Origin of the sequence: Microvirga aerilata (assembly GCF_016743775.1) — a bacterium.
GTDB lineage: Bacteria > Pseudomonadota > Alphaproteobacteria > Rhizobiales > Beijerinckiaceae > Microvirga > Microvirga aerilata.
In genome coordinates, this window is sequence record NZ_JAEQMY010000112.1 from 1 (window position 1) to 11,687 (window position 11,687).

Sequence of the window (11,687 nt, forward strand, 5' to 3'; positions counted from 1 at the left end):
CGGGCGGCTGTATGCCCGTCATTTCCGCACCTCCATCTCGAGCCGCTGTGTCATCCAAGCCCTGCGCTTCTTCCGCCATGCAGGCCTCTCCGTTACCGGCATCCCGTGAAGATCATTAAGAAGAACACCCGCCGCTACAAGGAGGTAGTTGCCCCAGCCAAGGTGCTCGAAGGTCAGAAGAAGCTCACCAAAAAGCGGCGCTATGCCAACCGCCACGGTTAGCCGAATACGACTCCTTTCAGGCTTTTGAGAGCATAATTGCAGCGCTCAATCTGGTTGGCTCGCCGCTGCATCTCTACTGTATTCTGGCAAGGCTCATCGACCTCTTGCTTGCAGAATGGACAGATCATGAATCACCTCCGTCAGTGCATGAAGCCAACCAAAGTGCGGGGTAGGGGTTCCTTTACCCGCTCCTCCTAATTCCGATGGTTGATGGTTGGGACCGAGTGCCACGTTGCTTGCGAAGCGTGGCCTTGGCTGTCAGACTCCTGTGGTTTGCTCACCAGAGGATTGCACCATGACGTTACCAGCCACCGGGACAGTGAACCCGCGCCTCCAGGGCATCTCAGATCAGGTGAAGGGTCTCTCAGGCCGCATCAAGGTCTGGACCCAGGAGCAATCAACGCGCCAGTCACAACGGGCACTCACGTCAGAGGAGGAAGCCAACCCGCTCTACCTCCTTGCCGCCATTACCCTTGGCATCCCCGCCTTGCTGCTGATACCGCTGGTCGGCATGAATCCAGGAGTACAGAACGGGACGTTCACGACCGTTATGACCTTCCTTGTCGTCTCAGCCTTTGTCACTGCGATGGTGTTCGAGATCAAGAGGCTCGCTGATCAACCGTCCGATGAGGGCCAGCACTGAAGCACAAGTCACGAGGCTCCCCTTCGACACTCCAATCCGACAAGGGAGCTTCATGGCTTTGATGAGGTAAGGCCAGAACCCACGTGGTCAGGCGGCACAGCACACGCACCGCCTGACAAATCATCCTTAGCACTCGGTTTTCTGCTTTGTGGTGGTGCCCGTCGCGTCTGAGGTCTGTTTTGTTGTTGTCGAGCAACCAGTGCTGCCGGTTGTGCCAACGTCCCGGTTCTCAATCACCACGTTCTTCTGGTCTGGTCCTGAAGCGGCATCACCAGCCACAGCGCCCACACCAGCACCAACGGCTGCACCCACTGGTCCGCCAACGATAGCGCCTGTTACGCCGCCTGCGGCGGCACCGCCTGCGGCACCACCTGGATCGGCTACCGCGAGGGTCGGGAACAGGAGGGTGGTTGCAACAAGGGCGGATTTCAGGTCTACACGCATGACTGTTTCTCCACACGAACCAATCGCGACTTGCGATCTGCCAAGTAAACGGCTGTGTTACACGAGCGTTTCAGCTTGGCACTTTCTTGGCTTAAAAGGGCTGCTAAGTAAGCTAACTCCGACCTAAAAACTCGCTGACACAAAGGCAGTAATTTCCCTCAATCCCGAAGGTACCAGGCGATGTGTATTGCTAAAATACGGAGTTGGCCGTAGGTGAGACCAAGATCACAGGCATCTATTTTGTTGTACGGGTCGTTCCTGCTGATCCTGTTAGAACATCAACCTGCTCTACACACGTCCCAAACCAGTTCCCGTACAGCCCAGGACAAGAACCTTATGAGCGAGAGCAAAACCTCTCCGAACTACATTGAACTCGCTGCTGACATCGTCTCAGCTTACGTCAGCAACAACTCCGTTCCCACCACAGATTTGCCGGTGCTGCTCCAATCTGTCTATGCCGCCCTGACGAACACCGGACAGGGTCAGCAGGAGGAATCCAAGGCTGAGTTGGTGCCTGCCGTGTCGGTGCGGAGGTCCGTGACCCCGGACGCCATCATCTGTTTGGAGGATGGCAAGTCGTTCAAGTCGCTCAAGCGCCATCTGCGCACGACCTACGACATGACGCCCGAGCAGTACCGGCTGAAGTGGAGCCTGCCAGCCGATTACCCGATGGTTGCACCGAACTATGCCAAGGCGCGCTCTGAACTTGCGAAGAACTTTGGCCTCGGCCAGATGCGCAGGAAAGGCGCGGCTCTGACCGAAGCTGTGGCCAATGATGGTGCTCCCGCTAAGCCCAAGCGCGCTGCTGCCAAGGCGGCTGCGACCTCCGACGAAGTGACTGCGCCGGTAAAGGCTCGCCGCACGAAGAAGGCTGCTTGAGCCCTCAGCCTACACCGCCAACTCGGAATCGTCCGAACTGGCTCATCATCGGGGTGGCTCCCACGACTCGTGCGGCCACCCCCACTATATCTCAAGCATACATACGGCACTCACAAGTCCGGTGTCGCCTTAGCTCTTGTTAACGGGATTGCGCGATCAATCCAGCAACGCCGATCTATCTAATCAGTCGGCGAGCAGGAGCAAAAATGGATCAACATCATCCAGAACTGATTTTAGGACGCAGCGGCACCGGCTCCGCAGCCATCCTGCGTGTCACCGAGACGCGATTTGATACAATTGCTCTGGCTGAGAGCACTCCCATTCCGGGTGAGTCCGTGTTCGGCTCATCCCATTCTCATCGGGTTTGGCGGATGATGAACGCTCTAATCGATGCTCAGCCTGAATGGGCCGATGTTGAGGTGTTCGAGCAGGCTCGCGAAAAGATACTTCAGTATGGCCTTACAACCGGCATGTCTCTGGAGGAGCTGTTCAAGCTCACTGACCCAGACGTAATCCTTGGATTATGGACGGCGGCTGAAGCTAAAGACGCAGATGATTGAGACGAAAGTACCCTCCTTTTGAAACACCCGTGGCCGCGACGCACAGTGGTTCGCACGGCAAAAATTGAAGGGCACTGTCACTACGTGATTACTGGCCTCGTCCTCGATGGCCACTGACCAAGCCGCCCAGCGGCGAGGATTACCTTTCTCGCTCATGAGGCCCAGAGCGGTTGGACAGCTTCGGTAGAACCGGCGCAATCCCACCGCGAGCATCACAGACTGACAAATGACCTCAGCGCAAATTGAAGAAGTACCGGGGCATAAGCGTCTTAGCCCTCAGGTCACACCCGCTCTTGCAGGGCGGCGAGTTGCTGAACAAAGGGCTGTCGCCGCTGCTGGTGCTGCTCACGCAACCGCTTCAGGCTCTGTGACTTCGCTAGAGCGTTCAATGATCTTTGACTGTCGGCTTTGCACTCGCGCTCATAAACCACGTCGATGTCGATCAAGGTGTCGATCAGTGCCAGGAGCAGAGCCTTTGAATCAGCCCTGTCTGGACGGGACTTGAGCGGTTCGGCTTCTGGATGAGCGGGACGCGACACAGGATCGGACACCCTCTTTGCCCTGCCTTGCTGTAGGGACAACATAGCTATAGCGGGACAACAATCCTGCATCAGTCGGGTATCGGACTGAACCATCCTCCTTGTGCTCGTTTACCGCGCCTTCACCATAAAGCACTGAACAGGTGCCCTTCCAACCAAGTTAACCCTCTGTTGCCAGGATTGACCGGAGGATTGATCCCAAACAAGGGGCTCTCATGATTTCTCGTCTCGTTCTGGGCTGTGCTCTGCTGGGCTGTGCCGTACCGGCTGCTGCGTCTGACCGTGCCACCATTCACGCGCTCGTCGCACAGCATGCTCAAGCCAATGGGGTTCCTGAAGCCTTGGTGCATCGGATCATCCAGCGCGAGAGCGGCTATAACCCTCGTGCGTCCAACCGGGGCAATCTCGGCCTGATGCAAATCCGCTATGGGACCGCGCGAGCCATGGGCTACACGGGTCCTGCCTCGGGCCTGCTCGATGCCAACACCAATCTGGCCTATGCAGTCCCGTATCTGGCCAACGCCTACAAGGTAGCTGAGGGCAATCCGGATCGCGCCGTGTTGCTGTATTCGGGCGGCTACTACTATGCGGCCAAGCGCAAAGGTGTGCTGCGGGAGCTTCGCACCGGTCCCGCCGAGCCGGTCACAACAGGTTCTGTCTCGGCTCCCTCTTCATCGCTCGCCTCGTTGATCTCTTCAGTGTTCACACCCTCTGAGACACGGTAGTTCCTAAAAGGTCTGAGCAAACTTATGGTGCTCAGAGCAAAGCCCATAATTGATGCTCCTATGAACGAGCGTTGGTGGTTTGTCCCCTTGCCTCCCTCACACAAGTGCGGCGAAGTTCCTGGACGAGCGGCTTCTGAGGGTTCTCCCAGCCCTTGGGGTTCAGGAGTGGCTCCAACGACCTTATTAGGTCTGCCTCCACTGCCTCGACATCCTCGTCGAATGCTATATGGGCATAGCGAAGTTTGTCCCGCATCCATTCAGTCAATCGCGCTTCACCACCCTCGTCAAGCATATTCGGTTTTCTGGTGGGTCAGGCTGCGTCACCCGTCTCTCGGCGCATCACGAATCTGGTTGGCGTCTCTTGAACGACCCCAAAGCCATGGCGCTCATAGAACCCAAGTGCAGGGTTGTTCTTCAGCACAAACAGCGCCATCGACTTTGCCGCCCCGTGCCTTTCTTCCAGAAGCAGCCGCATGACCCGTGAGCCGACGCCACGCCGCTGATGCTCAGACGAGATAAAGAGTTGCTTCAGGAAGATTTCGTCGCCTGTTCGGCGAAACTCCACCCAGCCAACATCCTCGCCATTGAGAGTGATAATCCAGGTATCGTCAGGACGCCAAAGGCTTGCAAAAAGAGCCTTCTGATCCTCATCAACCCACTCGATCCAGGTGGATGCGAAAGGTTTGATCGCTTCGATGTAAAGTTTAAGAGCAAAGGGGTAGTCGGCGGGAAGAGCCGGTCGTGGGGCGATACTCATTGGAATGTCAGGGAGCAGAACGGAGTTGGTTCAAAATGTACAAGCCTATGGCGCTTGTTACACAAGGCTTACGGGATCAATAGGCTGAACTCATCAGAGGACTTCAGCTTACAAGGCGAGCGATCAGCACGACCACAACGGCTCCTATCGTTGCCGTGGCAATCCGGCTGGCGGTCTGATTGCGGATGCCGAGGTCGATTCCAAACCGCTCCAGAAGGAACCCGCCGACGAGCGATCCAGCAAGGCCGGTGACCACGTAGTGGAGCAGACCGGAGCCGCCCACAAGCCAGCTTGCCAGCCATCCTGCCACGATCCCGATTCCGGCCTGGGCCGCAATGGCTCGCTTATCCAGAGCGTTCAGGGCCTCCCGATCCACGCTGATGCGGATCGGCAACCGAGCGCTGGTTGGCTCAGGTGCTTTGCGCCTGCGTTGCGATTTGCCTGGGTTGGGCTTTGATGTCTTGGCCATGGCTTCGATATGGATGGTCATGGAGAAACTATCCAGGAGGCAGGCTGGGAGAACCGTAGACGAGCCTGCCTCTGCCATCATCAGGACAGCAAGGGCTGCGGCAATCCCCGGACCTCTGCTTGTGTGGCCCTTTTGCTCGGCGACTGGACCTTTGCTCCAGCCTTCAGCCTCGTGTTCTCGTCCCGGAGTGCATCCACCTTCTCTACATGCTCCCGGTTGGCGCGGGTCAGTTCCTTGACCTCGCCCTTCAGGTCAACGATCTCAGCTTTGAGTTCCTCACGCTCGGCAGCAAGGCTATCGTCATGTTTGACGTGAGACTGTAGCTCACGAATCTGCTGCTTCTGATCCGCAACCTTTTCTTGCAGCTTCCTGATCTGCTGCTCAGCTTTTGCGAGCAGCCGCCTCATGTCCTTTGCTTGCTGCTCGGCTTCGCTCATCTCGATGAGCGTCCGGTCTGATCCTGTGGGAATCATAATCTGGTGACCTCATGATCTATGTTTCTAAAAGAACAAACACAGAACATATATCAGCGTCAAGTCACGCTTTGACCTCCTGCCGCTCCCTTCCAGCTTGCTGAGAGCCGACCTCGAAGTTGGTGCTCGTGGCCTTAGGCAGAGTGGATGAGAGCAAAGACGCGCCACCTCGTCAGCGGTGTCATGCGAAGGTGCCGGATCAGCAAGTTCCGGTCGAGCAATCGCCACGGATAGAGGATACCGAGAGGCATCTGACCTAATGAAGCAATGCTCATCATTATGATAGACTTGGAGGTGACGGGCGGTTGACTGCAACGCTAAGGTTCACGTAGCGGTCCGCTTTCTTACGAAGCCCAAAGACGCCCTGATTCGACCAAGCGGCGAGCGTTCAAACGCTTCGAACGGCGACTTCCGCAGACTATAACTGGGAGTTCGTCAGCAACAACTTTGGCACACTCTTGGCACACCAGACGAGCATGCTCGGAGGAGCGCATTGATTGCTCCAGCCTAACTGATTGAGCTTAAGGGAAAAATTGGCGCACCCGACACGATTCGAACGTGTGACCTTTGCCTTCGGAGGGCAACGCTCTATCCAGCTGAGCTACGGGTGATTGGGGCGGTGGGCCACGGACCCTTCAGCCCCTCACCTATCAGACGCTTGGGTTATTAGTCTATAATTCTATAACTGCCCTGTGTATTTTTCTGCACCTCCAAATGTCAGGCTGCGAGATGGCCACAGCGGACCCATCATGTGCCGAAACGGTTTTTCGTGCTTACTATGTGATTACTAATATCCAGGGTTGTGGCCTGCCGGATGGCCATACAAGGGTTAAGTTCCTGAAAGATATGGTGAGCGCGCTGGGACTCGAACCCAAGACCCTCTGATTAAAAGTCAGGTAGCAGCACGTTCCTGGCAATTGATGATGATAGCCTATAGAGCATAAATAATTGATATCCCCAAATTTCTGTGGGTTGATCATTCCTGACAATGACTCCGCTTGCAAATTTCTGGCTACCTATTCGCCACGCAGGTAGCCACGCACGAGCCCACCCGTCATGCCCAATTGCAAGCTCACCAAGCGCATCATCGATACCTTGCCCGCCCCTGCCGACCGTGACGAGATCTGGTGGGATGAAGACCTCAAGGGTCTTGGCCTGAAGATCACTCCCACAGGGCGCAGAGTCTTCCTCGTCCAGTACCGGCCTGCTGGCGACCGGCGCAATCCTCGCAAGTACACGATCGGCGAGTACGGCCCAACGACACCGCATCAGGCCCGCGTCGAGGCTCAACGGGTCTTGGCCGAGCGGGCGGCTGGGCGTGACCCTCAGGCGGAGAAGCAGACCGCGAAGCGCCGGATCGCTTCCGAGCAGGTGTCGGACCTTGCGGCGGAGTTCATCGCCAGGCACGTGTCACAGAACCGGACGGCTGCTGAGACCGCCCGCATCCTACACCGGGAGGTCCTGCCGTACTGGGGCTCCTGGACGGTTGACGAGGTGCGGAAGCGCGATGTCATTGCCTTGCTCGATCGGGTGCGAGAGCGTGGAGCGCCTATCATGGCCAACAGGGTATTGGCCGCAGTTCGCAAGTTTTTCAACTGGTGCATCGGACGAGGGATCCTTGAGATCTCGCCCTGTTCCGGCGTTGCCATGCCTGCCCGAGAGCAGGCGCGACATCGCGTGCTAACGGATGAGGAACTAGCCGAGATCCTGCAAACTGCTCGGAAGATCGGGTTTCCATTTGGCTCAATCGTCGAAGTCCTCGTCGTGACAGGGCAGCGCCGGGATGAGGTCGGACGGATGGCTTGGGCGGATCTCGACTTGGATCGCCAAATTTGGATTGTTCCAGAGGAGCATTCCAAAAACGGCAAGCCACACATCGTACATTTGAGCGGACCAGCCCTCTCGTTGTTAACGGCGATGCCCCGTACAGGAGAGTTGGTGTTCTCGGGTGATGGCAGAACGCTTTTCCAAGGGCACTCGAAAGCTAAGAGGCGCCTTGATCAACTCTCGGGGGTAACCGGTTGGACCTTGCACGATCTGAGGAGGACTGTGGCATCCGGCATGGCTCGCCTTGGGGTGGCGCCACACATTGCAGACAAGATCCTCAACCACCAGACTGGGACAATATCGGGCGTAGCGGCCGTGTACCAACGGCACGAGTTCCTAAGCGAGCGCAAGGATGCGCTCGAACTCTGGGGGCGGCACATCCGTGGTCTTGCGTCAGGACGAATGGCAGCGTGATGTTGGGTAACCCAGCCTAGCCCTCGACCACACCAATCAACGATTGCGGACAGGGACCATAGAATGAGTACCCCACTATATGGATAGGCATCCAGAAGAACTACACCAATCCTTTCTTATCCTAGCGCATCAAGCCATGAAAGAGGTATGGCCTTGTTAGCGACTAGGGCTGACCCACCATCTCCATGATTGCCTCAAAGCCTTAGTGTGGAATGAGCGCCACGATGGACGGAGACATGAGCAGCGCGATGCAAACGAGCGCCAGAAGCACAAAGGCGAATAGGCCAGGGATATTGCTGTTCATGTGGATCGCGCCTCCCGCTGCTACTCCTTGTAGCCTTACAGAGCCCCGAGTGCTTTGATACCGGATGTTGCCCGATGAGGTTGGGCTGAGGCCGCCCTGTCGCTTGTGGTTGAGGAGGGTACCCTCGATGACTAGGCGTCGAACCTCGTTGCTTCGACCATTCTGTCCTTGATCATTGTGTAGATGCCCTGAAGTTCCTTCTGAAGAAACTCAAGGCATTCCAACAACTCAGCATCTGTCATTTGGGCTGAGGATGAGACTGAAGGACTGGAACGCTGGTCATCAGCGACACTGCGAATTTCGCCAAGGGCAGTCCTACCAATCCCAGGGGTCGCCAACCAGTGCTTGTCGGGAATATGCGTCATCTCGCGGATGCTGGGGCAACGGCCCTCAAACTCGCAAAGGACGGCTGCTCTCACTCGCGATGAAACTGCCTCAAGAGGAAATGGATCGTCTAAGTTCATGAACCCTCCCGCAACGCTTGCTTGTCCCATATGGCTAAGGACAATCTGGGCGAGAGAAGGGCAAGAGCCAGACCTTTGTTAGGCCCCGCCAATGCTAAAGGTATGCGCTTCGGTTGTGTATTGGTTGCTTCTGGAATCGAGGGTGCCTTGCTCCGTCTTCAGGTCTTGCATTGACGCGGACCCAAACGTGCAAAGATCGCCGACACAGAGCTTATGCCCCGTGATGTAAGGTCAATTTACGTAGGTTAATCCCAGTTCTGCCATCAGGCGTAGGTGCTTTTCCGCACAACCCTGTCTAAGGACTCTGTTAAGCTGAGGCTGGTCCTCTTTTAACTAGTTAGCCTCATCAGCCGAGTGCTTCTGGTGGGGCTTCTTTACTTTGGTCTGGTGGTGCTTCGGCTGGATCAACCTTCGTTTCCTTTGCCTCGCTAAACGGCACTGTCAGCACCAACTCACCCGCATCATCAACAATCTCGACAAGGAACTTGTCTTGTCGAACGGGAGGCAGGTCACTCCAGTAGGGAACGACTTCCATGAAGACCCGCGCCAGTTTCAGTGCACCCTTTCGGGCACTGTCAACATCAGGTAGGTCAAAGCTCTTGGGATACCTGATACGCTTGTACTGATTGTAGATGAACAGGTTGTAACGGGGCATGGTGGCAGGAATATCAGCCAAGAAGGATCACCCCGCAACTCGCTCATAGGTATAGGTTCCAAGAACACCCGCAGGTCAGTTTAGCCGATTGCGAGGCATCTGCCCCACCAGCATCGTCGCCTTCTCGTAGGCCAGAGCGGCACTTAGAGCGAACCACCGCTCCTCAGCCTCGGCAAGCCTGGAAACTGCTCGCTCGTAAACCGCCAGCGCAGCCTCTTCCTCATCAAACAGAGTTCCGAGTGGGCCAAATGACTGCTGCTGGTAAGCAAGGTCTACAGCTTGTCCTAACGTCTGGCGGATCGTTGCCAGAGCACCAGCGGCTTCAGGCCACCTGAGCCGCACTCGTTCAAGCTCATCGTAAGCTTCGTGAAGAGCATCAAGGCAGACAAGGCTGGTCATATCCCCATGATTGTTCTCCTGACGAGCTGACAGTCATACTCTGCCGCTTTCGTCGTGATGTCTTTCACATGGATCAAAAAAAGCCGTCGTGAGCGGTTGTCATTTTGGGGGATGCGGTATCGTCAGTGGCGAGACTGGGTGAGGCAGAGTGTGGAAAGCCATGGCTGAACCCAATCTAGATTTTAGAAGATCGTCGGCTCGACTTACCAGACTCGTTTAAGGCATGGACATATCCACCGTCCTGGAACCAGAAGAACGGCTCGACCCTCTTCGTTAACAACCTCAATCAGGAAGTCGCGCTCTGCTGCTGGTAGGTAGCCTTTGGGCGATCTGAGTCCGATGAACACTCGGGCCATCCTCAGCGCAATATCGTGCGCCGCGTCTAGGCTCGGAACATTCAAGCCCCGCGGATATTTCAACCGGCGAAAGTTGTCCAAGACGTAAACGTCATAGGTCGGCATGGCCACGATAGTGTAGCCAAGAGTGCCTATCCTGTACCACACTCCTAAGGATTATCGGAGCGATAGCAACGAAGGAGTGCAGTTCCTTTCTTCTCAGCCGAGGCGGCTCCTGCAGCGCTTTAGACTGGTCCTCTTGGGTAGTCGTGCCAGTAATCTCTCATCTCCTGCTGGCGTTTGCGGTCGGGCCAGACTTCATCATCGCCGTAGAAGACCGGAGCCCTTTGCACCTGCTCCTCGCTCACGTCAGTCCGGTAGCCTTCAAGGTCTTTGGCATAGGTGAGCTTATCCCACGGGACGGTGCGGTGGTGAACACCGATGCCGAGGAAGCCGCCAAACGTCACGTCCACATAGAGGACGCGCCCACTCACCTTCTCGATCAGCAGCCGCTTGATCGTGCCGATCTGTCTGCCCTGTTGGTTGAACACAGCCGTGCCCTCCACACGATCACTCTCAATGACCGGATGAAACTCGGCGGGCTCCTTGATGCCCGTTTCGTTGCTTGCCTCCCACAGAAGGTAGCCGTTCTCAAGTATCCCCGCTGAAACGATGGCGCGACCAGCGCCATAGGTCCACCGCTCCTCGGGACTGACCTGTTTCACAGGTATCCAAGGGCCACTCTCGGTGGGCAGCTTGTCCCCCGAAGGATCATCAGTGAAACCCCATAGATTGGAGTTGGCATCAGATTGGAAGACATAGCAGGTTCTCATGTGTGCCCCTTAGGTGACGAGGTGCACAGCCATTGTCCCAGTACTTCATGACCAAAATACAAATGAGTGAATAGGAAGGTTTTTTATAGTGGTCGAATTTGAGCCTACAATCAGCCAAAGTTTACCTAAACAAAATTATCGGACGCATTCCCTCATAGCCATACTAGTATGCTAGTATGATGCTTGACTAAGACTCTGGACTAACATTAAAAACTAACAAGTGTTGCTTCGAGATAACTCTATGCTGACCCGAGAGGTTTATATCCCCTGCTCAGAGAATGAGCCACTTCGCGGCATCTTAGCCCCAAGCGAATCCCAAATAGACAGCCACCAACACCCCAAGGATGGTGAAGCTAAGAACTGCTATCAGCGGGATTACGAGGGACTTGAGGTGGTGAGTGTCCATAGCGGGCCTCCATGGCTACGCCCTAGACTAACGCGGGAGGCGGCCCCTATGTACCTGAGCTTGGATGCTTTCATGTTCATTGAGAGTTCATAGGAAGAGGCTCATCTCTAGCCATCAATGGACTGACACTACTCCCGACCAGGAGGTGAGCCCGATGTCCGGATCGTCTTCCAAGAGTCCCGACAATCCCTTCGATGGTCTGCTCCTGCCCATGAACGCCTGGAAGGCTGTGGAGGACGCGCACATCACCAATCTTAAGCAGTGTTGTTGCCCCTGAAAGATCGGACAGATCATCCCGGTTGGCGTGAGGCAATGAACTCACGCGGTGAACGATACCCG

16 protein-coding genes are annotated in these 11,687 nt (G+C 56.0%); 5 read left to right on the forward strand and 11 right to left on the reverse strand.

The annotated features are described in order from the left end of the window. Positions 1–517: 517 nt before the first annotated feature. Complete coding sequence (locus JKG68_RS28095) at positions 518–865, forward strand: hypothetical protein (RefSeq protein WP_202065287.1); 348 nt, start codon at positions 518–520, stop codon at positions 863–865. A 126-nt stretch (positions 866–991) separates the two neighbouring features. Here JKG68_RS28095 and JKG68_RS28100 read toward each other — a convergent pair whose 3' ends face one another. Continuing rightward, positions 992–1,309 carry a hypothetical protein gene (locus JKG68_RS28100; protein ID WP_202065289.1) on the reverse strand — a complete coding sequence of 106 codons (318 nt, stop codon included), beginning with the start codon at positions 1,307–1,309 and terminating at the stop codon, positions 992–994. Between the two features lie 336 nt (positions 1,310–1,645). On the opposite strand from JKG68_RS28100, the gene JKG68_RS28105 reads away from it, so the two are divergent. Beyond that, positions 1,646–2,188 carry a Ros/MucR family transcriptional regulator gene (locus tag JKG68_RS28105; protein WP_202065291.1) on the forward strand — a complete coding sequence of 181 codons (543 nt, stop codon included), beginning with the start codon at positions 1,646–1,648 and terminating at the stop codon, positions 2,186–2,188. Positions 2,189–2,394: 206 nt separating this feature from the next. Further along, positions 2,395–2,748, forward strand: coding sequence for a hypothetical protein (locus JKG68_RS28110; protein ID WP_202065293.1), 354 nt, complete (start codon positions 2,395–2,397; stop codon positions 2,746–2,748). A gap of 281 nt (positions 2,749–3,029) precedes the next feature. Here JKG68_RS28110 and JKG68_RS28115 read toward each other — a convergent pair whose 3' ends face one another. Next, on the reverse strand, positions 3,030–3,299 hold the full coding sequence (locus JKG68_RS28115) for a hypothetical protein (RefSeq protein ID WP_202065296.1): 270 nt from the start codon (positions 3,297–3,299) through the stop codon (positions 3,030–3,032). A 203-nt stretch (positions 3,300–3,502) separates the two neighbouring features. On the opposite strand from JKG68_RS28115, the gene JKG68_RS28120 reads away from it, so the two are divergent. Beyond that, the gene (locus JKG68_RS28120) at positions 3,503–4,012 is read left to right on the forward strand and encodes a lytic transglycosylase domain-containing protein (RefSeq protein WP_202065298.1); all 510 of its coding nucleotides are present in this window, start codon (positions 3,503–3,505) and stop codon (positions 4,010–4,012) included. Positions 4,013–4,070: 58 nt separating this feature from the next. On the opposite strand, the gene JKG68_RS34965 is transcribed toward JKG68_RS28120, so the two are convergent. From JKG68_RS34965 to JKG68_RS28135, 4 genes are all read right to left on the reverse strand, one after another. After that, the gene (locus JKG68_RS34965) at positions 4,071–4,304 is read right to left on the reverse strand and encodes a GIY-YIG nuclease family protein (protein WP_376773227.1); all 234 of its coding nucleotides are present in this window, start codon (positions 4,302–4,304) and stop codon (positions 4,071–4,073) included. A gap of 18 nt (positions 4,305–4,322) precedes the next feature. Beyond that, entirely contained in the window at positions 4,323–4,769 is a 447-nt protein-coding gene (locus JKG68_RS28125; protein ID WP_202065299.1) for a GNAT family N-acetyltransferase, read from the reverse strand. Positions 4,770–4,872: 103 nt separating this feature from the next. Then, entirely contained in the window at positions 4,873–5,259 is a 387-nt protein-coding gene (locus JKG68_RS34620; RefSeq protein ID WP_312891009.1) for a GlsB/YeaQ/YmgE family stress response membrane protein, read from the reverse strand. Positions 5,260–5,318: 59 nt separating this feature from the next. Beyond that, positions 5,319–5,675 carry a hypothetical protein gene (locus tag JKG68_RS28135; RefSeq protein WP_202065301.1) on the reverse strand — a complete coding sequence of 119 codons (357 nt, stop codon included), beginning with the start codon at positions 5,673–5,675 and terminating at the stop codon, positions 5,319–5,321. A gap of 1,092 nt (positions 5,676–6,767) precedes the next feature. On the opposite strand from JKG68_RS28135, the gene JKG68_RS28140 reads away from it, so the two are divergent. Beyond that, positions 6,768–7,952, forward strand: a complete 1,185-nt coding sequence (locus JKG68_RS28140) for a tyrosine-type recombinase/integrase (RefSeq protein WP_202065303.1) — start codon at positions 6,768–6,770, stop codon at positions 7,950–7,952. A 435-nt stretch (positions 7,953–8,387) separates the two neighbouring features. Here JKG68_RS28140 and JKG68_RS28145 read toward each other — a convergent pair whose 3' ends face one another. The 5 genes from JKG68_RS28145 to JKG68_RS28160 all read right to left on the reverse strand — a co-directional run bounded on the left by JKG68_RS28145 (position 8,388) and on the right by JKG68_RS28160 (position 10,834). Further along, positions 8,388–8,720: a hypothetical protein gene (locus JKG68_RS28145; RefSeq protein ID WP_202065305.1), complete on the reverse strand. Its 333-nt coding sequence runs from the start codon at positions 8,718–8,720 to the stop codon at positions 8,388–8,390. A gap of 346 nt (positions 8,721–9,066) precedes the next feature. After that, a complete protein-coding gene (locus tag JKG68_RS28150) occupies positions 9,067–9,396 on the reverse strand; it encodes a DUF6894 family protein (protein ID WP_202065307.1) in 330 nt (109 codons plus the stop codon). A 54-nt stretch (positions 9,397–9,450) separates the two neighbouring features. Further along, a complete protein-coding gene (locus JKG68_RS28155) occupies positions 9,451–9,774 on the reverse strand; it encodes a hypothetical protein (protein ID WP_202065308.1) in 324 nt (107 codons plus the stop codon). A 203-nt stretch (positions 9,775–9,977) separates the two neighbouring features. Next, positions 9,978–10,235 carry a DUF6894 family protein gene (locus JKG68_RS34970; RefSeq protein ID WP_376773228.1) on the reverse strand — a complete coding sequence of 86 codons (258 nt, stop codon included), beginning with the start codon at positions 10,233–10,235 and terminating at the stop codon, positions 9,978–9,980. A 119-nt stretch (positions 10,236–10,354) separates the two neighbouring features. After that, entirely contained in the window at positions 10,355–10,834 is a 480-nt protein-coding gene (locus JKG68_RS28160) for a PRC-barrel domain-containing protein (protein ID WP_312891010.1), read from the reverse strand. Positions 10,835–11,687 lie beyond the last annotated feature (853 nt).